At 69.2% G+C, this 24,715-nt stretch carries 2 protein-coding genes; both read right to left on the reverse strand.

The genetic code is table 11. The features are described from left to right. Positions 1–4 precede the first annotated feature (4 nt). Complete coding sequence (locus tag JOF56_RS44685; RefSeq protein ID WP_209645602.1) at positions 5–6,106, reverse strand: type I polyketide synthase; 6,102 nt, start codon at positions 6,104–6,106, stop codon at positions 5–7. Between the two features lie 27 nt (positions 6,107–6,133). Next, entirely contained in the window at positions 6,134–24,673 is an 18,540-nt protein-coding gene (locus tag JOF56_RS44690) for a type I polyketide synthase (RefSeq protein WP_209645603.1), read from the reverse strand. Positions 24,674–24,715: the final 42 nt, after the last annotated feature.

The raw sequence follows: 24,715 nt of genomic DNA on the forward strand, positions 1-24,715 counted from the left end.
TGGCTCAGCTGATGCCGAGCTCGGTCTCCAGCACGTCGAAGATTTCGTCATCAGTGGCCGACATCAGGTCGTCCGGCTTCCCGGCGCCACCCCAGTGCCGTACCAGCTCCCGCAGCCGGGCGGCCACCCTGGCCCGGTCCTCCGCGGCGGTGACCCGCCCGAGCAACTGCTCCAGCCGGTCGGCTTCGGCCAGCACCGGCGCGACGGGATCGCTGGACGTGCCCACCAACAGGCCGGTCAGGTGAGCGGCGAGCGCGGCCGGTGTCGGATGGTCGAACAACAGCGTGGCGGGCAACGACAGCCCGATCGCCGCGGCGAGCCGGTTGCGTAGTTCGACGGCGGTCAGCGAGTCGAAGCCGAGTTCCTTGAAGGCCCGGTCCTCGCGGACCGCCGTACCGCGGAGATGACCGAGCACTGTGGACACTTGGCTGGTGACGAACGACTGTACCAGCTCTTGCGCTTTCTCCGGCGACGCTGATCGAATGGCGTCCAGTGCCGTATCACCCACGTCGCTCCGGCGCTGAGCCACGAGACTCGACAGCACCGCGGGCAAGGTACCGGCGCGTGCTTGCTCGCCCAGGGCCGCGAGATCCCACTGTACCGGCAGCACCACCGGACCAGGCGAGTCCAGCAGACGATCGAACAGCTCAAGGCCCTGCTCAACGGACAACGGCCGCACGCCCAGCCGAGCCAACCGGTCACGGTCCTCATCGGACAGCGCGGCGGCCATGCCGTGTTCATCAGTCCACAAGCCCCAGGCGGCTGACACAGCGGGCAATCCCTGCGACCGCAGCAGCCGCGCGAGGCTGTCCGACGCGGAGTTCGCCGCGGCGTAAGCACTCTGACCGGCGGTGCCGAGCACGCCCGCCACCGACGAGAAGATCACGAAAGCCGAGAGGTCGTGCGCGTGGCTGAGCTCGGCCAACAGGGCAGCACCACCGATCTTCGGAGCAAGCACTCCACGCACCTGCTCGGGCGTCATGGTGGTGACCAGGCCGTCGTCGAGGACACCCGCCGTGTGCACGACTGCGGTCAGCTCGGGCTGGACGATCGCGGTCATCTGGTCCCGATCCGCGACATCGGCGGCGTGCACCTCGACATCCGCACCGAGCGCCCGAATCCGTGCGACGAGTTCCTCGGCGCCCGGAGCGGCCATCCCCCGCCTGGACACAAGCACGAGGCGCCGGGCGCCCTGCTTCGCCAGGTGCTCGGCGACAAGCCCGCCCAGCCCACCTGTACCACCGGTGACCAGAACGGTGTCGAGATCCGCCCGCCGAGGTGGGATCAGCACCACCTTGCCGGTGTGCCGCGCCTGCCCGAGCACCCGAAACGCCTCGACAGCACGCGGCAAAGGCCACGTGCGCACCGGCAGCGGCCGGAGCACGCCCTGCTCGAACAGCTCCGACAGGGCACGGAGGCGCTTGCCGAGCAGGTCCGGGGCCAGGGCCGACAGGTCGAAGGCCCGGTAGCGCACCCCGGGGAAGCGCTGGGAGACCTCCTCCGGGCTGCGCAGGTCGGTCCGGCCCAGTTCGATGAACCGGCCACGGACGTCCAAAAGAGACAGTGAGGCGTCGGTGAACTCGCCGGCGAGCGAGTTCAGCACCACGTCGACCCCGGTGGCGAACTCACCGACGAAGTCGAGGTTCCGCGACGACGCGACTCGCTCCACGCCTAGCGAACGGACCACGTCGTGCTTGGGCGGGCTGGCGGTGGCATACACCTCGGCACCGAGATAACGGCACAGCTGAACCGCCGCCATGCCCACTCCACCGGCCGCGGCGTGCACCAGCACTCGCTGTCCATTCCGGACACCAGCGAGGTCGATCAGCCCGTGGTAAGCGGTCAGGTACGCCACGGGAACACCGGCCGCTTCAGCGAACGACCAGCCGTCGGGGACAGGCACCATCAACCGCGCGTCCGCGACGACCGTTGGAGCGAACGCGCCGGGAACCATCCCCATCACCCGGTCCCCCGGCGCGAATCCGGTCACTCCCTCGCCGATCTGGGTGACCACGCCCGCGCACTCACCACCCAGCTCAGGCGCCTCACCCGGGTACATGCCGAGCACCGAAAGGACATCGCGGAAGTTCACACCGCACGCCCGTACTTCGATCCGCAGCATGCCGGGCGGCAGGGGATCCACCGGCTCTGCCGGGACCAGCGCCAGCGTGTCGAAAGTGCCCTTGTCCACGGCGTGCAGTCGCCAATTGCCGTCCTCGGGCGGGACCAACTGGGTCCCCAGATCAGCGATCCCGATGCGGGGCACGCGTGCCGCGCCTTCGGAGAGGTCCAGCTCCGGCTCACCCGACGCCGCCGCCGCACGCAGGTCCGCCATCGAGCCCGGATGGCCACCGGTGTGCACCAGCGTCAACCGGCCGGGGTGTTCGGTCTGGGCACTGCGGACCAGCCCGGCGACCGCGGCCCCGGCGGGCGAATCCCCCACCAGGACAACCAGCCTGGTGCGCTCCTGCTGAGCGTCGCCGAGGAAGTCCCGCACGACCCTCAGCGCCTCGGTGGCCGCCTCAGCGGGGTCGTCACCGGTCGCCGTCCACACCACCACATCAGTCTCGGTTGACGGCAACTCGACAGGTTGCCAGGTCACGGTATACAACGGCGATCCGAAATCGTGCCGGTCCGCTGGACGCATCGAAATCCGGCCGAACGTGACGACCGGGGTGCCGTCGTCGGCTGCCGCGACCAGGCTCACCGCGTCCGGGCCGACGGGGGTGATCCGCACCCGCAGGCGCCGGGCGGCAGTCGGGCGCACGTTCACGTCGGCGAACGAGAACGGCAACAGCAACCGATCACCGTCACTGGTGGCCAGCACAGCGTGCAGGGTCGCGTCGAGCAATGCCGGGTGGACGAGGAATCCCTCGGTCTCCACATCGGCGGGCAAGGCGATGTCGGCGACAAGCTCGTCACCGCAACGCAGAACACGTTCAAGGCACTGGAAAACCGGTCCATACCCATAGCCGAGGGTGGCCAGTTCCTCGTAACCGCGAACCAGCTCGACCGGTTCACCCGACGGGAATTCCATGGGCACCGGCGGGATGCCGCGCGGAGCGAGGATCCCGGTAGCGTGGTCGGTCCATTGGCCGTCCTGTGCCCGGGAACAGATCCGGAACCCGTTCTCACCATCCACAACGAACTGAAGCAGCGCGTCCTGGTCACTGAGCACCAGGGGCCGGACCAGCTCCAGTTCACCAACGAGTTCGGTACCCAGTTCGCGGCCGACCGACGCGGCCAGTTCCAGCAGCGCCGCTCCGGGCACGACGGTCCGGCCGGAGACGGTGTGCTCGGTCAGCCAGCCGGACGCGGAAATCCGGCCGGACGCGACGAAACCGGTACTGCCGATCTGGGTGCCGGCCCCGGCCAACGGGTGGCCCCAGTTCCGGCTCCCGGGCAATGCCGTCTCGGCGGACTCCACGGGCAACCAGAACCGCTCCCGCTGGAACGGATACGTCGGCAAGTCGGGTAGGTGGCTGTCGCCGGACACCACGACGGTCCAGTCCACCGGAAGGCCGCCACAGAACGCCGTGCCCAGCGACCGCAGGAACCGCTCCATTCCGCCCTCTCCCCGGGACAACGAGCCGGTGACCAGTGCACGTCCGCCGAGTGTCTCAGCTACCGCCATGGACAAAACCGGATGCGGGCTCACCTCCACGAAGGCGTTGAAACCCAACCGCCCCAGGTCATCGACGGCTCGCTCGAAAAGCACCGTCTGGCGCAGGTTGCGGATCCAGTAGCCGGCGTCCGCCTCCCCCGCCGCGAGCCAGTCGCCGGTGACGGTGGAGTAGAGCGGCACGTCAGGGCAGCGCGCGGTGACCCCGGCCAAAGCCGTTGTGAGTTCTTCGCGAAGCGAATCCATGTGCGCCGAATGCGACGCGTAGTCGACGGCGATCCGTTTGCACCAAACCCCCTCGCTGTCGAGCGCGGCGGTCAGTTCGTCGAGCGCGACGGCGTCGCCGGACATGACGGTCGTGGCTGGACCGTTCACGGCGGCGACAGAGATCCGTTCACCCCAAGGCGAGATCCGCTTCTCGGCTGCCGCGGCAGGCAGCGCGACAGAGAGCATGCCGCCTTTCCCCGCCACGAACCGCAGCGCTCGGCTGCGCCCCGCAACCACCTTCGCCGCGTCCGCAAGGGAAAGCGCGCCGGCGACGCACGCGGCCGCGATCTCACCCTGCGAATGGCCCACGACCGCCGCTGGTTCCACACCATAGGACCGCCAAAGTTCGGCCAACGCCACCATCATGGCGAACAAGGCGGGCTGCACTACGTCGACGCGATCCAGGTCGTCGTCGTGCAACACGTCCACCAGGGACCACTCGGTCAACGGGTCAAGGAACCGGGCGCACCGCTCGATGGCCTCCCGGAAGACCTCGGAAGTGGCGTACAGTTCGGCCCCCATGCCGCGCCACTGCGCGCCCTGCCCTGGGAAGACGAAAACAGCCTTCCTGGCGCCTTCCGCGACCGCAGCATCACCGGTGGCGACGGCCCGCAGTTCCTTCTCGCACGACGCAGTGTCGGCACCGACCACAACCGCACGATGGTCGAAGAGCGTCCGGGACCGCAACGCCACGGCGATGTCAGCCGGCGAGATCTCCGGGTGCGCGCGCATGAAATCGGCCAACTCGCTGGCGTGAGCCTGCAATGCGGCCCCGGTGCGGGCCGATATGACGAGCGGAACCGGATCTGAAGCGGGTTTTCCCTTGGCGGGCAGAGGTTCTGGCTCGTGCTCAAGGATGAGGTGGCAGTTCGTGCCGCTGATCCCGAACGAGGACACCGCCACTCGGCACGGTACCCCGGCCGGCCAGTGGCGTTCGGTGGTGGCCAGTTCGATCCGGCCGGCAGACCAGTCGACATGAGGCGAAGGCTCGCCCGCCAGCAGGGTGCGGGGCAACGTACCGTGCCGCATCGCCTCGACCATCTTGATCACGCCGGCGACCCCGGCCGCCGCCTGCGCGTGCCCGATGTTGGACTTCACCGATCCGAGCCACAACGGACGGCCGCGGTCCCGTCCGTAAACCGCCAGGAGTGCCTGGGCCTCGATCGGATCTCCCAGTTCGGTCCCGGTACCGTGCGCCTCCACAGCATCCACATCGGATGGTGAAAGACCGGCACTCGCCAACGCACGCCGGATCACCCGTTCCTGTGACGGTCCGTTGGGAGCGGTCAGGCCATTGGAGGCGCCATCCGAGTTCACCGCCGAGCCACGGATCACCGCCAGCACACGACGACCGTTGCGGCGCGCGTCCGACAGCCGTTCGAGCACCAGTACGCCAACACCTTCCGACCAGTTCGTACCGTCCGCGGCCGCGGCGAAGGGCTTGCAGCGCCCATCCCGGGACAGCCCGCGCTGGCGGGAGAACTCGATGAAGGACCCCGGATTCGGCAGGACCGCAACACCGCCGGCGAGCGCCAGCGGGCACTCACCGCGGCGCAGGGCCTGGCTGGCCAGGTGCAGCGTCACCAGCGACGACGAACACGCCGTGTCGACTGTCACCACAGGACCGGCGAAGTCGAACGTGTAGGCGATCCGGCCGGACGCCACGCTGCCGGTGTTGCCGGTGAGCAGGTGTCCTTGCAGCGATGCCGGCGCCTGGTGCAGTCGTGGCCCGTAGTCCTGGTTCATCAACCCGATGAAGACTCCGGTCTCCGTGCCGCGCAACGACTGTGGGTCGATGCCGGCCCGTTCGAGCGCCTCCCAGGTGGTCTCCAGCAACACCCGCTGCTGCGGATCGGCCGCCAGCGCCTCCCGTGGACTCATTCCGAAGAACTCCGCGTCGAAGTCCGCGGCGTCATCGAGGAACCCTCCTTCCCGGACATAGGTCGTCCGGGCGGCCTCCGGATCGTCGTTGAACAACGCGGCCAGATCCCAGCCACGATCGCTGGGGAACGGACGCACCGCGCTGCGGCCCTCGATGAGAAAGTCGAAGAACTGGCCGGAAGAACGGATCCCGCCGGGGAACCGGCAACCGATGCCGACGATCGCGATCGGTTCCCGTGCCGCCTCGCGCAGCTCGCGATTGAGCTGCTTCTGCCGTTCGGTCTCCTTCATGGCCGTGCGGAGGGCTTCGACGAGCTTCTCCTCGGACATGGTCATCAGGCCTCCCACCTTCCGCCGCGTGCGTCAGTTGTCCTGTGTGCCCATTGCCAGCCGGACGAGGTCTTCCGCGCCGAGTCCGTCCAGCGAGTCGGCACCGTTCGACGGCTCGACCGGTACACCGGCGAGCTCGAGGAGACGGTCGAGCAGACCCGCGGCGCGCAGCTGTGCCAAGGGGATGGCGCCGACGAGCCGGGCCAGCTCCGCGTCGTCCGCCGCCGGTTCGCTCGACACGAGCCCGGCCCGCAGGTGTTCGGCGAGCCTGGCCGGTGTCGGATGGTCGAACAGCACTGTGGCCGACAGTGGCAACCCGGTCGCCCCCGCCAACCGGTTGCGCAACTCGACCGAGGTCAGCGAGTCGAAACCCAGCTCGGCGAACGGACGAGCGGGGTCGATCGCCGCGGTCTCGCCGTGGCCGAGCACCGCCGCCGTGTGCTCGGCGATCAGGTCGGGCAGGGTCTCCGGCGACAGGCGAGATGCCCATGGGCGAGCCGTGTCATCCACCCGGACCGGTTTGCCGACGAGCTTCTCCAGCAACGGTTTCAGCGTTCCCCTGCGGGCCTGCGCGGCCAGTTCCGGCCGGTTCCACGCGACACCGACGACGACCGGTTCCGGGCAGGCGAGACTCCGGTCGAACGTCTCCAGCCCGGTCTCGGCCGGCAGCGGATCGACGCCGGAGCGTGCCATCCGGGCCACGTCGGTGTCGGTGAGACTGGCGGCCATGCCGCCGGGGTGTGCCCAGAGACCCCATGCCACGGAGACCGCCGGCAGGCCTTGATCCCTGCGTCGGCGGGCGAACGCGTCGAGCGCCGAGTTGGCCGCGGCGTAGGCGGCTTGGCCAGGCGTGCCGAGGATCCCGGCAGCCGAGGAGAACAGCACGAACGTCGAAAGGTCACGCGTGCGAGTCAGGTCGTGCAGCACGGCTGCAGCCTCGATCTTCGGCGCTAGCACCGTCGTCAGCCGGTCCGGGGTGAGCGCCGTGACAAGGCCGTCGTCCAGTACGCCGGTCGCCTGCACGACAGCAGTGAGATCGTCCGGCAGAAGCGCGCTCATCGCGCTTCGATCGGTGACGTCCGCGGCGTGCACGTGGACTTCGGCGCCGAACTGGCGAAGCCGCCGCACCAGTTCGGTCGCGCCAGGCGCTTCGGCTCCTCGGCGTGACACCAAAGTCAGCCGCCGGGTGCCGTGCGCACGGACCAGGTGCTCGGCCAGAAGGCCGCCGATGCCACCGGTGCCACCGGTGACCAGCACGGACGCCAGGTCCAGCGGTGGCGCGATGGTGAGTACGACCTTGCCGATGTTGCGTGCCTGGCTCAGGAACCGGTAGGCGTCCGCCGCGTGTTCGATCGGCCAGGCACGCACCGGCAACGGCGACAGCACCTCGCGGCGCAGCAAGTCCACGAGCGTACGCAGGATCTCGCCGAGCCGGTCGATGCCAGGCTCGGCCACGTCGAACGCCTGGTATCGAATACCGGGGAACTCGGCCGCGTCCCGGATGTCGGTCTTGCCCATCTCCAGGAACCTGCCGCCCTGGCGCAGCAGCCCCACGGATGTGTCCACGAACTCACCGGCCAACGAGTTGAGCACCACGTCGACTTCCCCGAACTGGTCCCCGAACTCCAGCGACCGCGAGGACGCCACCTGCTCGACTCCCATCGCACGAACCACGTTCTGCTTCGCCGGCGAAGCCGTCGCCAGTACCTCCGCACCGAGCCAGTGGCACAACTGGACGGCCGCCATGCCGACCCCGCCCGCGGCGGCGTGGACGAGCACCCGCTCCCCGGGGCGCACCCCGGCCAGGTCCACCAGGCCGAGAAACGCAGTCAGATACGCCACGGGCACCGCCGCCGCCTCAGCGAAGGTCCAGTCCTCCGGCATCCGGACGAGCAACCGGGAGTCGGCGACGGACATCGGGCCGGCGCCACCGGCGAGCAGGCCGAGCACACGGTCGCCCGGTGCGAACTCCCGCACCTCGGACCCGATCTCGACGACCACGCCCGCGCCCTCACTGCCCGGCAGGCCGGCGTCGTCGGGCACCATCTCCAGCGCCATCAGCACATCCCGGAAGTTGACCCCGGCCGCCCGGACTGCGACCCGGACCTCGTGCGGAGCCAACGGCCGATCCAGCGCGGGGTCGGCCACCAGCCGAAGACGGTCCAGGCTGCCTCGGCGCACGAAGTCCAGCCGCCATGGCCGGCCGGCCGGTGGGGTCAGCACCGGGGGAACGGGAGCGATCCGCGGGACCGTGATCCGGCCACCGGTCACCAGGGCTTCGGGTTCGTCCGGCAGTTCGGCGAGCGCCGCCGTCGAATCCGGATGGCCGTCCGTCCGCACAAGAGTCAGCCGGTCCGGATGCTCAGCCTGCGTACTGTGGACCAGACCGGCGACCGCGGCCCCGGCGACTGTTTCCGGGACGAGCACAACCAGCCGCGTGTGTGCCAGCCGCTCGTCGTCCAGCCAGCCTTGGATCGCGCCCAGAGCATTGGTGCACGCCGACAGCGGCTCATCGTCCACAACCGAGAGCACCAACGTCCGGCAGGACGCCGGGTCGTCGATCGGTGGCAGGTCGAGCACGCTGGGGCCACCGAGCGTGGCCCATCCCTCGAACCCGCTCCCCTTCGACGCCGTGACCGACTCCCAGTCAACGGTGTGCAACACCCCGCTCAGCGCTGACGGATCGGCGGGCCGCAGAACGAGTCGTCCGATATGGACTACTGGTGTTCCGGATTCGTCGCTGACTGTCAGGGAAACCGTGTCTGCGTCGACCGTCGTCAGCACAGCACGTGCCACCCGCGAGCCGGAGGGGCTGATGACGACGTCGGCCAGGCTGAAGGGCATCAACATCCGATCAGTCCCGTTCGCGGCGAACAGGCTGTGCAGTACCGCGTCGAGCAGTACCGGATGCATCACGAAACCGCTGCTGGACAGCGCATCCGGCAGTTCTGCCGCCGCCGTCACGGTGTCGCCGGCTCTCCAGACCCTGCGCAAAGCCTGAAAGGCCGGGCCGTAACGGTAACCACGACTCGCGAGGTCGTCGTACAGGCCCTCGATACCCACATCGTCGCCAGCCGTCGTGACTGCCTTCGCAGGTAGCGACGACACGTCGGAAAGCGTGCCGGTCGCGTGCTCAGTCCACTCACCGTTGTCGGCTTGGGACAGCACTCGCACTGAACGGTCGCCGTCCACGTAGACCTGCACGACGGTCTCGGACTCGAGCAGCAGCGGCCGCGTGAAGGTAAGCTCGCCGATCCCACCTGCGCCCAGGAAACCGCCAACAGCGGCGACCATTTCGGCCAATGCCATGCCCGGCACCACTCTGGTGCCGAAGACAGCGTGCTCGCCGAGCCAGTCGTTGGGGGAAAGCCGCGCTGTGGCGACGAAGCCAACGCCGCCGACCTCCACGCCGGAACTGAGCAGCGGATGCCCCAGTGACTCGACTCCCGACAGTCCGGGCTCAGCCGAGGGTGCGTCGAGCCAGTATCGGGTGCGTTGGAAGGGATATCCCGGAAGTGCGACGCGTTGTGCCCCGGTGTCGGTGAAAACGTCACGCCAGTCGACCTCGACACCGTTGACCCAGAGCTCAGCCAGCCCGGTGAACAACGCCTCGACGTCACCCAGGCGGCGATGCTGTAATCCCACCACGACCGCATCCGGCGGCAGACCATCCGCAGCCAACCCAGCCAGCACCGTATCCGGACCCACCTCCGCAAACCGAGCAATCCCCATCGCCCGCGCGGTATCCACCGCATCAGCAAACCGGACCGGTTCACGCACCTGCCGCACCCAATACTCCGGATCCCGCAACTCCCCCGGCTCCACCAGCCGCCCAGTCCGCGTAGAAACCATCGGCACAACCGGATCCGACGACGACAAGCCCGCCACCACCGCACCGAACTCCGCCAGCATCGGCTCCATCAACACCGAATGAAACCCATGACTCACCGACAACTCGCGTCCCCGAACACCTAGCCGTGCGACCACAGCCGCGACATCATCCGCAGCACCGCTAAGCACCACCGACCGCACACCATTCACCGCCGCAACCGACACCAGCCCCGACAACACCTTCTCAGCATCAGCCTCACCGACCGGGACCGAAACCATCACCCCACCCGACGGCAAAGCCTGCATCAACCGGCCACGCGCCACCACCAACCGACACGCATCCTCCAACGACCACACCCCCACCACACACGCCGCCGCGATTTCTCCGACCGAATGCCCCACCAACACATCCGGCCTCACACCCCACGACTCCAACAACCGGAACAACGCCACCTCAAACGCAAACAACCCCGCCTGCGCAAAATCCGTCCGCCCCAACAACCCCGCATTCCCGTCGACTACTTCGGTCAATGGCTCCGGCAACAACGGGTTCATCACACGACAAACCTCACCCCAAGCCCGAGCGAACACCGGGAACACCGCCCGCAACTCGCGACCCATCCCCCGCCGCTGCGGCCCCTGTCCGGAAAACAGGAAACCCACACTCGTTCCGGCCGAGACCATGCCACGAATGAACCGTTCGCCCACCCTCACAGCCCGGTGATCGAACACAGCCCGCGACAGCAACGAAAAACCCACATCCAACGCACCAGCCTCCACACCGGACAACCCAGCCAACCGCTCATCCAGAGCCTGCCCCGAATGCGCCGACACCACCCACGGCACCACCGGCAACACCACCGAACCCACAGATGGTTCCACCACCGGAGCCTGTTCAACAATCACATGCGCATTCGTCCCACTAATCCCAAACGACGACACCCCAGCCCGACGCGGCCGCCCCGTCTCCGGCCACACACGAGACTCCGTCAACAACCGCACCGAACCATCCCACTCCACATGCGGCGACGGCTCATCCGCATGCAACGTCCGCGGCAACACACCGTGTCGCATCGACTCGATCATCTTGATCACACCGGCGACCCCGGCAGCCGCCTGCGCATGACCGATGTTGGACTTCACCGACCCCAACCACAACGGCCGATCACGACCCCCAAACACCTCCATCAACGCCTGAGCCTCAATCGGATCCCCGAGTTTGGTGCCGGTGCCATGCGCCTCCACAACATCCACATCAGATGGCGACAAACCAGCACCCGCCAACGCACGCCGCACCACCCGCACCTGCGACGGACCACTCGGCGCAGTCAAACCATTCGACCCACCATCCGAATTCACCGCCGAACCACGCACCACCCCCAACACACGACCACCACGCCGCACCGCATCCGACAACCGCTCAACAACAAGCACACCAACACCCTCACCCCACCCCACACCATCCGCACCCACCCCAAACGCCTTACACCGACCATCCACCGCCAACCCACCCTGACGCGAAAACTCCACAAACACCGCCGGCGACGACATCACCGACACACCACCCACCACCGCCAACGAACACTCACCACCACGCAACAACCCACCAGCAACATGCAACCCCACCAACGACGACGAACACGCCGTATCCACAGAAATCGCAGGCCCTTCAAATCCGAAGGAGTACGCCACCCGGCCGGAAACCACACTCCCCGCGCTACCGGTCACCAGGTAGCCTTCATGGCCGGGAATGGCACGGCCGGACTGATGCAGACGGCTGCCGTAGTCGTTGTACATCACACCCGTAACAACACCAGTCTCCGAACCACGCAACCCACCCGGATCAAACCCAGCATCCTCCAACGCATCCCACACCACCTCCAACAACAACCGCTGCTGAGGATCCGTCGCCAACGCCTCCCGAGGACTCATCCCAAAAAACCCAGCATCAAAATCAGCAGCCTCATAAAGAAAACCGCCGTGTCGGGCGTAGCTCGTGCCCGGATGTCCGGGATCAGGGTGATAAAGCTCGTCCACGCGCCAACCGCGATCGGTTGGCAGCTCGCCGATCGCGTCACCGCCCTCGGATACCAACCGCCATAGATCCGCCGGACTACGGACGTCTCCCGGGTACCGGCAGGCCATGCCGACGATCGCGAGTGGTTCATCCGTTGGCGCGTGCACGACCGTGGCCTGCGTCTGCCGTCGACCGCCGCCGAGCAGTTCGGCGACTGCCACAGGCGTCGGGTGGTCGAACACGAGCGTGGCCGGCAGTCGCCGCCCGGTCGCCTTCGCGAGCCGATTGCGGAGTTCGACCGCGGTCAGCGAGTCGAAGCCGAGTTCGTTGAACGGCCGGTTCGGATCGAGCCCAGCCGGATCCGCGTGACCGAGCACGGCCGCGACGGCATCCCGCACCAGGTCAAGCGGTTCACTCGCGGTCGGCTTGGCCGTCGTGCGCCGCCGGGCTGTGGTCCGGCCGACCGTGGTGCGGTCGAGCCTGGCCGCGACCACCGCCGGTTCGGCGCCGGTGAGCGCCGAATCGAGCAGGCGCAGGCCGTCCTGCGGTGCCAGCAGGCCGATCCCGGCCTGATTCAGCCTGGCCTGGTCCGCAGCGGACAGGGTCGCGGCCATTCCGTCGCCCGCCCACGGGCCCCACGCCAGCGACAGCGCGGACAGCCCGGCGGCGGCCCGCTGCCGGGCCACTGCGTCGAGAACCGCGTTGGCCGCCGCGTAGTTCGCTTGCCCGGCAGTGCCGATCGTGCCTGCGATGGACGAGAAGAGCACGAACGCTCGCAGGTCGAGCCCAGCGGTCAACTCGTGCAGGTGCCGGGCCCCTTCTGCCTTGGGCCGCAGGACCTTTTCCAGCCGGTCCGGGGTCAACGCGGTCACTGTGCCGTCGTCAAGTACTCCGGCCGTATGCACCACGGCCACCAGCGGATGTGCCATCGGGATGTCGTCGAGCACCGCGGCGAGGGCAGCCCGATCACCGACGTCGCAGGCGCGTGCGGTCGCCATGGCACCCAACTCCTGGAGTTCGGCCACCAGTTGCGCGGTCGCTGTGGGGCCGCGTCGGCTGATCAGGAGCAAGTGCTCAACTCCATGTTGCGTGACCAGATGCCGGGCCACCACCCCGGCCAGCGCTCCGCTGGCACCGGTGATCAGCACTGTCCCGCCGGTGAGTTCGACTGCCGGACGTGCTGCCGGCTGTGCGGGAACGAGCCGTGGTGTGTGGACGACTCCGTTGCGGACCATCAGTTGCGGTTCGCCGTCGATCAGCGCCGAGCGCACCGCTTCGAGGTTTGGTTCCCGGTCTATGTCGAGAAGGACGATCCGGCCGGGATGCTCGGCCTGCGCGGAACGAATCAGTCCCCACACTGCAGCGCCCGCGAGATCCACCTCGGCGCCCCGCGTAACCACGACAAGCACGCGGCCGGCGAACCGTTCCTCGGTGACCCAGGTCTGAACAGTGGCCAGCGCCTGCCGAGTCACCTCAAGCGGATCCGATGCCTCTGGCACGACTTCCACGACGTATCCTGGCACCGGATCGGCCTCGTCCAGTTCCGCATACCAGCCAACGGTTTCGGCGGACGAGGTACCTGAGACGGCTTCCCAGGTCTGCACGGCCAAAGCGCCGTCCCCGGAATCGAGCCGCAACGGCCGTAGCGATACCCCCTCGGCCGTCAGCACAGCTCGACCGGCCGGATCACTCAGCCGGACCGCGACAGTGTCCGATCCGGATCGTGACAGCCGGACTCGCGCCTCGGTCGCTCCAGTAGCCCACAACCGCACTCCAGTCCACACGAACGGCACGTTCGGCCCGCCTTCAGCGGCGAGGGCGAGCGGATGCAACGCGGCATCCAGCAGGGCGGGGTGAATCGCGAAGGATGCTGCGCCCTCGGGCAGCCGCACTTCCGCGTACAAGTCGTCGCCGAGTCGCCATGCCGCGGTCAGGTTCCGGTATGCCGGCCCATATCCGTAACCGGCATCCGCCAACGCGTCATAGGCACCATCAAGGTCGATCGGCTCCGCGCCTGAGGGTGGCCATGGTTCCGAATCGACGACAGGCTCGGGATCGGTCGCCGCAGCCAGCACGCCGTGCGCGATCCTGGTCCAGCCGCCACCGTCCTCTGATCCACTATGGACGGTGAACGGCCGACGACCGGTGGGATCCGGGCCACGCACAGCCAGCTGGACGCGTGCCCCACCGATCTCAGGCAGCAGGAGCGGTGCCTCAAGCGCGAGCTCTTCCACCACCGGAAGGGCGGTCTGGTCCTCGGCCGACACAGCCAGGTCGAGCAGGACGGCGGCTGCCACCAACGGCACCCCGCGGACGGCATGATCTGCCAGTACCGGATGCAGGTCCGTGGAAAACCGTCCAGTGAACACGAGGTCGCCACCATCGGCGAGTTCGGTGGCCGCGCCGAGCAAGGGGTGCGCACTGGCCAGCAGGCCGAGCGCGGCCGGCTCGGCGGCACCGGCGTCCGACAACCAGTAGCGGTCGCGCTGGAAGGCCTGGGTCGGCAGGTCGACCCGGTGAGCCCCCGTCAGCAATGCTCCCAAGTCGATCGGGTCACCTGCGACGTGCACTGTGGACAGAGCGGTGACGAAGCTCTCGTCTTCCGGGACGCCAGGGCGAAGCAGCGGCACGACAACGGCATCCGGCCAGTCGACGCAGTCCGTGGCGAGCGCCGACAACGCCGCACCGGGCCCGGCCTCGAGGAATGTCCGCACACCGGCCTCGTCGAGATACCGCATTCCGTCAAGGAACCGGACACCGTCCCGCAACTGCCGTACCCAGTAGTCCGCGTCGGTTTCGGTGATCCCCGTGCCGGTAAGCCCAGAGATCAACGGCACCGAGGGGACGGCATAGGTCAGCCCGGCCGCCACCGTCCGATATTCGGCCAGCACGGCGTCCATATGTGGCGAGTGGAACGCGTGGCTCACGCGCAGCCGGGACGTGCGGCGCCCACGGGCCCGCCACTGTCCGGCAAGATCGAGCACTGCGTCCGCGTCACCGGAAACCACCACCGAGCGCGGACCGTTGACCGCCGCGATCACGACACCCTCGGAAAGCGTGATCTCGGCCTCCGTGGCTTCGATCGCCACCATCGCACCCCCAGCGGGCGCCGCCTGCATCAGCCGACCACGAGCCGCCACGAGCGTGCACGCGTCATCGAGGCTGAACACACCGGCCACGTACGCGGCGGCCAGTTCACCTACGGAATGGCCGATCAGGTAGTCCGGTCGCACCCCGGTCGCAGCGGCGGCCGCAGCGGCGGCGACCTCGATCGCGAACAACGCCGGCTGCGTCCAAGCCGTCTGGGCGAGCAACTCCGGCTCGGTGCTGATCACGTCGCGCAGTGAACGGCCGAGCAACGGGTCCAGCCTGGCGCACACCGCGTCGAAGGTCTCGGCGAAGACCGGGTGGGCCTCGGCCAACGCCAGCCCCATCCCCGGAAACTGACTGCCCTGTCCGGGAAACAGCAGCGCCGTTCCGCCAGTCCCGCCGGTCCCGGCGATCCCGGTCAGCACGGCTTCGGCCGGCTGGCCGGTCTCGAGCGCGGCCAGGCCGCGATCGAGCTCAGCCCGGTCGTGGCCCAGCACCACCGCACGGTGTGGCAGCGCCGCCCGCGTGGTCGCTGCGGAGAACGCCACATCGGCCGGCTCGTAGTCCGGACGCTCGGTGAGCCAGGCCCGCAGCCGAGACGCCTGCGCTGCCAGGCCGGCCGGCGTACGAGCCGAGACCGGCAGTGGGACCAATCCGGCGTACGCCGGTTTTTGGCTCGCCGGCACAGGTTCCGGCGCTTGCTCGATGATCACGTGCGCGTTCGTACCGCTGATCCCGAACGACGACACCGCGGCCCGACGAGGTCCAGGCGCGTCCCACGCCCGGGCTTCGGTCAGCAGCGCGACCTCGCCCGAAGTCCAGTCCACGAACGGCGATGGGTCGTCGGCGTGCAGAGTTCGTGGTAGCACGCCATGCCGCATCGCTTCGACCATCTTGATCACGCCCGCCACCCCGGCCGCGGCTTGGGCGTGCCCGATGTTCGACTTCAGCGAGCCCAGCCACAGTGGACGGTCGCGGTCCTGGCCGTAGGCCGCCAGCAACGCTCGCGCCTCGATCGGGTCACCCAGCGCCGTCCCGGTGCCGTGCCCCTCTACTACGTCCACATCGGACGGCCGAAGGCCGGCGTCGGCCAGCGCCTGCCGGATCACCCGTTCCTGCGCCGGGCCGTTCGGTGCGGTCAGGCCGTTGGAGGCACCGTCGGAGTTCACCGCCGATCCACGCACCACGGCGAGCACCTGGTGACCGCGGCGGCGCGCCTCGGAAAGCCGTTCTACGACAAGCATCCCGACGCCTTCGGCCCAGCCGGTGCCGTCAGCGCCGGCACCGAACGCCTTGCAGCGCCCATCCGGCGACAGACCGCGTTGCCGGGAGAACTCGATGAACGTCGTCGGGCTCGCCATGACCGTGGCACCGCCGACAAGCGCGAGATCGCACTCGCCGCGCCGAAGCGCGGACGCCGCCAGGTGCAACGCCACCAACGACGACGAGCATGCCGTGTCGACGGTGATCGCCGGGCCCTCGAAGCCGAAGGCGTAGGCGATTCGGCCGGACACGACACTCGATGTCGTGCCGGTGAGCACGTATCCCTCGGCCTCGGCCGGCACCCGGGCCAGCCGGGAGGCGTAGTCGTCGTACATCACACCGGCGAACACCCCGGTCTTGCTGCCCCGCAACGAGTCTGGCGCCAGCCCAGCCCGTTCCAGCGCCTCCCAGGAGGTTTCCAGCAGTAGCCGCTGCTGCGGGTCGACGGCCAGGGCTTCTCGTGGTGAGATGCCGAAGAACTCGGCGTCGAAGAGATCGGCGTCGTAGAGGAATCCGCCGTGCCGGGTGATGGATTTGCCGACTGCTTCCGGATCGGGATCGTGCAGTCCGGTCGGCCAGCCGCGGTTCACCGGGAATTCGCCGATCGCGTCGACGCCTTCGGCGACAAGCCGCCACAGCTCCCCGGGACCAGTGACACCGCCTGGGTAGCGGCACGCCATCCCGACGATCGCGATCGGTTCCGCGGGATCGGCCGTGCCGCGGACGGGCTCAGCGGTGGTCGTGGACTCGCCGAGCATGGTGAGCAGGAACTGGGTCAGCGCGTGCGGAGTCGGGTGGTCGAAGACCACAGTCGGCGACAGCCGCAGCCCGGTCGCCGCGCCGAGCCGGTTGCGCAGTTCGAGCCCGGCCAGCGAATCGAAGCCCAGCTCGCGGAAGGCGACCCGGGGGCGCAAGTGTGCGGGATCCGCGTGTCCCAACACCGCGGCACCGGCTGCCACAACCAGGTCGAGCACCCGCCGGTGCCGCTCGGCTTCGGGCAGGCTCGCGATCCGCGCGGCCCACGTCCCGTTGGACGGTGTGGTCTTACGGCGCAGCAGCGTCGACGACGCCGTCACCTTCGCGGGCACGAACATCCCGGATCCGGCGGACAACGCGGCATCGAAGAGCGCGTCACCCTCCGCCACTGTCAACGGCGGCAGGCCGGCTTCGGTCCAGTGCTCGCGGTCGGCCGCACTGAGCCGGTCGACCATCCCGTCGACCCCGATCCACGGACCCCACGCCAGGCTGACCGCCGGCAGTCCACGGGCGTGCCGATGCTGGGCCAGTGCGTCGAGATAGGTGTTCGCGGCGGCGTAGTTGGCCTGTCCTGGCCGGCCGGCCACCCCGCCGACCGAGGAGAACAGCACGAACGCCGTCAGGTCGAAATCAGCGGTCAACTCGTGCAACAGCCAGGCACCGGAGGCTTTAGGGGCGAACACCTTGTCGACCCGCTCTGGTGTCAACGTCGTCACGGTCCCGTCATCAAGCACGCCCGCCGCGTGTACGACCGCGGTGACGGGATTTTCGGCCAGCAGCGCGGCGACGGCGTCCCGGTCGGTGATGTCGCAGGCGACCATCCGTACCGACGTCCCGAGGACCCGTAGCTCCTCGGCGAACTGCAGGGCACCAGGCGTTTCCGGGCCACGGCGGTTCACCAGCAGCAGCCGTCGGACGTTGTGATGGGTGACGAGCCGCCGGGCGAGGTGGGCACCAAGCCCGCTGGTTCCTCCTGTGACCAGGACTGTTCCGTCCGGCCACGGCGTGGGTTGTGCCACGGCGGCCCGGGTCAGCCGTGGCACCAGAACTCGCCCGTCGCGTACAGCCACTTGTGGATCGCCTGTCAACGCACGGTCGACCGGCAGGGACCCGTCGGTGTCCACGAGTACGAACTGGTCCGGATGTTCGGCCTGGGCCGCGCGAACCAGCCCGAGGACAGCGCCGCCGCCCTCGATCTCCTCGCCGGGCTCGACGGCCACGGCGCGCCGGGTGACGAACACCAGCCGGGCGCCGGTCCCCGGGGCGGCGAGCCAGTCCTGGATCCGAGCCAGCGCCCGATGCAGCTCGGCCCGTGCGTCGTCGGCGGTCCGCCCGGTCGAAACCTCGAAGGAGACATGGGCATCCGGCGTGCCGCTCAGGGCTTCGACTGGTGTCCAAGCCATTCGGTACAGCGGTGTGCTGAGCGTGGCCCCCGGCCGCAAGGTGAGCTCGTCGACCACCGCCACCAGCCGGCCCTCGGGGTCGGTCAGGGTCAGCGACATGGCCTGCCCAGCCGGCGCCCAATGCGCGTTCAGCGTCGTGGTCGCAGTCCCGTACAGCCTTACCCCGCTCCACGAAAACGGAAGCAGCAGTTCCCCGGCGTCGAGCACGAGCGGGTGTAAGGCCATGTCCAGCAACGCCGGATGCAGGCCGAAGCGCGGATCCTCGGCTTCGGTGGGCAGTTCGATCTCGGCGTAGACGTGTCCGTCTTGTCGCCACATCGCACGCAGCCCTTGAAAGGCAGGCCCGTATTCATAGCCCTGTACGGCAAGTCGCTCGTAGCATCCGCTTAGCTCGACCGCGGCCGCTGTCGCCGGGCGCGCGATCGCGGCCGGTGGCGGTTCGCTCACCTCGGTGAGGACGCCTTCGGCATGCCGCACCCAGTCCTGCCCAGGCCGGCGAGCGTGGATCGAGAACTGATGGCCGGACACCGCGACCTGGCATTCGATCTCGGCACCGGCCGGTACCGGGAGCGGCGCGACGATCGTCAGGCTGCCGACCGCCGCGTGCCCCGTGGAATGTGCTGCCGCCAGCACCATTTCCAGGAACGCGGTCGCGGGCAGCAGCGGCATCCCGCCAACCACGTGGTCGGCCAGCCAGGGCAGCTGGTTCGGCGACAGTGTTGTGGTGAACAGGATCTCGTCACCACCGGCACGGTCGACGCCGGTGCCGAGCAGCGGGTGCGCCGCAGTGGTCGACGGTGTGGGGGCCAGCCAGTACCGGCGTCGGCGGAAGACCGTCGTGGGCAGATCCACCCGCCGTGCATCAGGGAAGAATGGCGTCCAGTCGACATCCGCACCGCGGAGGTACATGGCCGCGAGCGCCGTCCGGAAAGAGTCTGGTTCGGACAGTTCGGCTCGCAGCAACGCCATGGGGGCAGGCGCTTCTTCGCCAAGGCAGTCCAGGACGGCGCTGCCGAGCACCGCACCGGGCCCGACTTCGAGGTAGCGGGTGACGCCCTGCTCGTGCAGTTCGCGCACGCCGTCGCCGAACCGAACCGTGTCCCGGACGTGCCGGACCCAGTATTCCGGGTCGGTCAACTCACCGGTGGTCGCCGGCCTGCCGGTCCGGTTGGCGATCACCGGTATGCGCGGCTCCGAATAGGAAATCTCCCCGGCCACCGCCCGGAACTCCGCCAGTACCGAGTCCATGTGCGGGGAATGGAACGCGTGGCTGACCCGAAGCACAGTCACTCTGCGGCCACGCTCGCGCCACGAGTCCGCCACGACGGCAACCGGATCCGGGTCGCCGGCCAGCACGATCGACCGCGGCCCGTTGACCGCGGCCAGCGCCACCCCGGCCGGCAGCCCGGCCAGTTCGGACTCGCCGGCTTCGACAGCCACCATCGCCCCACCCGGCCGCGCCTGCTGCATCAGCCGACCGCGCGCCGCGACCAGTCGTGCCGCGTCCTCGGCTGAGAAGACACCGGCGACGTGTGCGGCGACCAGCTCGCCGACCGAGTGGCCCGTGACGAAGTCCGGTGCCAGGCCGAACTTCCTGGCGAACCGGTAGAGCGCGAGCTCGAGCGCGAACAGCGCCGGCTGGGTGTACTCCGTGCGGTCAAGCAGGTCCACATCGGACAGGACGTCCCGCAGCGGGCGGTTCAGGTGCGGGGTGAACAGGTCGCACGCGGTGTCGAGCGCCAGCGCGAAAATCGGGAACGCTGCCGCGAGCCGGAGTCCCATCCCGGCCCGCTGACTGCCTTGTCCGCTGAAGAGAAACGCTGTCTTCCCGGGCTCCGCGGGCGGCCCGGCGTCGGCTTGGACGAGCCGTTCGAGCAGTTCGGCTGTGTTCCCGCCGAAGACAACGGTCCGATGGGACAGCTGGGCCCGCGATGTGGCCAGTGAGAATCCGATGTCCGCCGGGAATGAGTCAACGGCGTGCCGCAACGTGTCGCACTGAGCTCGCAAGGCCTCCGCACTCCGTGCCGACACCACCCACGGCACCGGTTGGTCCACAGTGGTCGGATGCGTCTCGGGCATCTCCGTCGCGGGCACGTGTTCGAGGATCACATGGGCGTTCGTCCCGCTGATCCCGAACGACGAGACAGCAGCCCGGCGCGGCGCACCGGATTCCGGCCACGGCCGCGCTTCGGTGAGCAGCGACAGCGGGCCAGTGGCCCAGTCGATGTAGGGCGACGGTTCGTCAGCGTGCAGAGTGCGCGGGAGAATTCCCCGCCGCAGCGCCTCCACGGCCTTGATCACCCCGCCGATCCCGGCGGCGGCCTGGGTGTGCCCGATGTTGGACTTCAGCGATCCGATCCACAGTGGACGATCACGGTCCCGGCCGTAGCCGGCCCGCAGTGCCGCGGCCTCGATCGGATCACCCAGCTTCGTGCCCGTGCCGTGCGCTTCGACCAGGTCGACGTCCGCCGGCTCCAGTCCAGCGTCGGCCAGTGCGCGGCCGATCACCCGTTCCTGGGCCCGCCCGCTCGGGGCGGTCAGGCCGTTGCTGGCACCGTCGGAGTTGATCGCTGAGCCGCGGAGCACGGCCAGCACCGGCAACCCACGCCGTTGTGCCTCCGACAGCCGGGCGAGCACAACAACGCCGACGCCCTCGGCCCAGCCAGTGCCGTCGGCTCCCGCGCCGAACGCCTTGCAGCGCCCGTCCGGGGCGAGCCCGCCCTGCCTGCTGAACTCCGTGAACATCCCCGGGTTGCTCAGCACCGCGGCGCCGCCGGCGAGCGCGAGCGTGCATCCGCCCTGCCGCAGCGCCTGTGCGGCCAGGTGCAACGCGACCAGGGACGACGAACACGCCGTGTCCACGGTGATCGTGGGTCCTTCGAGACCGAACGTGTAGGCGAGCCGGCCGGAAGCGAGGCTCACGGTCGTGCCGGTCAGCCGGTATCCGTCGGTTTCGCCGGCCCGCTCGTACAGGCGTGGCCCGTAATCCTGGGCGGTCGCACCGATGAACACCCCGGTCGGGCTCGCCTTCAGCGACAGCGGGTCGAGGCCGGCCCGTTCGATCGCCTCCCAGGCCACTTCGAGCAGCAGGCGTTGCTGCGGGTCCATCGCCAGCGCCTCACGCGGCGAGATGCCGAAGAAGTCCGCGTCGAACTCGGGGGCATCAGGAAGGAATCCGCCGCGTTTGGGCACTGCGGACGCTTCGGGCAGATCCCAGCCGCGGTCGTCCGGCCAGCCGGAGATCGCGTCGACCCCATCCGTGACCAGTTGCCACAGCCGGTCCGGGGAATCCGCGCCGCCCGGATAGCGGCAGCCCATGCCCACGATCGCGATCGGCTCACCGGCCGGGGTGGCCGGCACGTCCGAGACCGGCGAGGCATCCGCCCGCAAGTGCTCGGCCAGCAGCCGTGCGGTCGGATAGTCGAAGACGATCCCCGGCGGCAGATCGAGGCCGGTCGCGACACCGAGCCGGTCGCGCAGCTCCACCGCACCGAGCGAATCGATGCCCAGATCACGGAACGTCCGGTCTTGGTCGACCGCGCTCGGTGTCACGTGCCCGAGCACCAGCGCGGTCGTGGACTGGACCAGGTCGAGCAAGGCCGGCCCGGTCACACCTGCCATCGGAGCGGCGCGTTCCACCGGAGGTGGCGCTACGGCCTCGCCCAGCCAATAACGCTGGCGCTGGAAGGCATGGGTCGGCAATGCCGTGCGGCTCGCACCCCGGCCGTCGAACACGGCCGCCCAGTCGACCGTGCCACCGCGTGCGAACACGGTCGCCGCAGCGGACAGCACTTCGGCTGGCTCGGGGCGGTCCCGGCGCAACGCGGATATGGCCGCTCCGCGGGCGCGTACCGACGCCGTGAGCACCGCGTCGGGTCCAATCTCGACGAACGTGGCCGCATCCGCCGCTGCAAGCGCGTCCGCGAACCGCACCGGTTCACGGACCTGGCGCACCCAGTAGTCCGGGTCGGGCGCGGTGGTCAGTCGCCGGCCGGTCAGCGTGGAGATGATCGGGATGGCCGGCGCCGACCAGCTGACGCCCGCGACGACCCGGCCGAAGTCCTCAAGCATCGGGTCCATCCGATGGGAGTGGAACGCGTGGCTCACCGGCAGCATGCGCGTGCGGTGCCCGGCTGCGGTCAACTCGGCCGCCAGGGCACGCAACGGCTCAGCGTCGCCGGACAGCACCACCGCGTCGGCGGCGTTCACGGCGGCGACGTCGATCCGTCCATCAGACTCGGCAACGTGTTGCCGGAGCTCGCTTTCGGAAGCGTCGACGGCGAGCATCGCGCCACCCGACGGAAGCCGCTGCATCAGACGGCCGCGAGCGGCGACCACCTTCGCCGCGTCCGCCAAGGACAGCATCCCCGCCACGTGCGCGGCCGCCAGTTCGCCGATCGAATGACCGATCAGCAGATCCGGGTGCACACCCCACTGTTCGAAAAGCCGGAACAGCGCCACTTCGACAGCGAACAACGCCGGCTGGGTGAAACCGGTCCGGCCGAGTTTTCCGGCATCACCCAGCACTCGCGCCAACGGCTCGTCGAGCAAGGGATCCACAACCGCGCAGACCTCGTCGAAGGCGCGGGCATAACCGCCGTACTCGGCCTTCAGCTGCAGTCCCATGTGGACACGCTGACTGCCTTGGCCGGAGAACAGGAACGCGAGCCCGGCCTCGTCGGCGACTCGCCCGCGCACGACTTCCCGCGCCGGTTCGCCAGCCGCGAGCGCCGTCAGACCCGAGCGGAACCCGGCCTCGTCGGCGGCGATCACGACAGCGCGGTTGGCGAACATCTCCCTGGTCGTGGCCAACGAGAAGCCGACATCAGCCAGTCCTGCCACCGGATGCCCGGCCAGCCGTGCGGCCTGCGCCCGCAGCGCGGGCTCGTTCGGCGCGCTCAGCACCCACGGCAGTGCGGTGGCAACGGTTCCGGCTGAGCGAGCAGACGGTTCCGGCGCCTCCGCGACAACGACGTGACAGTTGGTGCCGCCCATGCCGAACGAGCTCACTCCCGCCACGGCCGGGCCACTGGGCCATTGCGTCGGCTCAGTCGCCACTCGCAGCCCGTCCAGGGCGATGTCCGGGTTGGGTGTGGCGAAGTTGAGGCTGGCCGGCACGGTCCGGTACCGGACGCCGAGCACCGCCTTGGCCAGCCCGGCGATCCCGGCCGCACCTTCCAGGTGACCGATGTTCGTCTTCACCGAACCGACCAACAGTGGCGAACCGACCGGCCGGGACGAACCGAACACCGCGCCCAACGCGGCGGCCTCGATCGGATCACCGACCCGCGTGCCGGTGCCGTGCAGTTCCACGTAACCCACGTCGGCGGGCTGCACCCCCGCATCGGCGTACGCGGCTCGCAACACCGCTTCCTGCGCGGCCCGGCTCGGCACAGTGAGCCCGTCTGTCGCGCCGTCGTTGTTGACCGCACTGCCGCGCAGCACGCAGTACACCCGGTCGCCGTCCGCCAACGCGGTTGCCAGCGGCTTGAGCACGATGATCACGCCACCTTCACCGCGGACGTAACCGTTCGCCCGGGCGTCGAAGGTGAAACAGCGGCCGTCCGGGGAAAGCCCGCCGAACCGGTCGGCCGCCTCGGTCGTCGTGGCCAGGATGTTCAGGTTCACACCGCCGACCAGCGCCAGCTCCGACTCGCCCGATCGCAGACTGCGCACGGCGACATGGACTGCGACCAGGGACGAGGACTGCGCACTGTCGATCGAGACGCTCGGGCCGGTGGCCCCCAGAAAGTAGGAGAGCCGGTTGACCAGCACACCACGGTTGAGGCCGGTGAGCGTGTGCTTGTCCGCCGCGGCACCGTGCTGGGCGCGAAGCGCCGCGTAGTCGTCGGCCATCAGCCCGACGAACACACCGGTCCGCTTCGCCCTGACCGTCGACAGCACGATGCCCGCGTCTTCGAGGGCCTCCCAGCCGAGTTCGAGCGTCAACCGCTGCTGGGGATCCATGGCGGCGGCTTCCCGCGGGGAGATGCCGAAGAAGTCCGCGTCGAAGGTGTCGATCGAGTCGAGGAAACCGCCACGCCGGATGCCACCGGCGCGATCGGTCCACCGGTCCGCGGGCGCCTCGGTGACCGCGTCGCCGCCCTCGGCGAGCAGCCGCCAGAACGCGGCGGCGTCCGGCGCCCCGGGCAACCGGCAGGCCAACCCGACCACCGCGACCGGCCCTGATTCGATTGTCGTCTCGGTTGTCACCGCATTCCGTCCCCAAGGCATTGTGAAATCCCGTGCCGATAA

The organism is Kibdelosporangium banguiense (genome assembly GCF_017876405.1).
GTDB lineage: Bacteria > Actinomycetota > Actinomycetes > Mycobacteriales > Pseudonocardiaceae > Kibdelosporangium > Kibdelosporangium banguiense.

What these genes read in the sequence shown, in the direction of transcription:
- JOF56_RS44685 (WP_209645602.1), bottom strand. Translation starts at nt 6,106, where the DNA reads ATGACCATGTCCGAGGAGAAGCTCGTCGAAGCCCTCCGCACGGCCATG.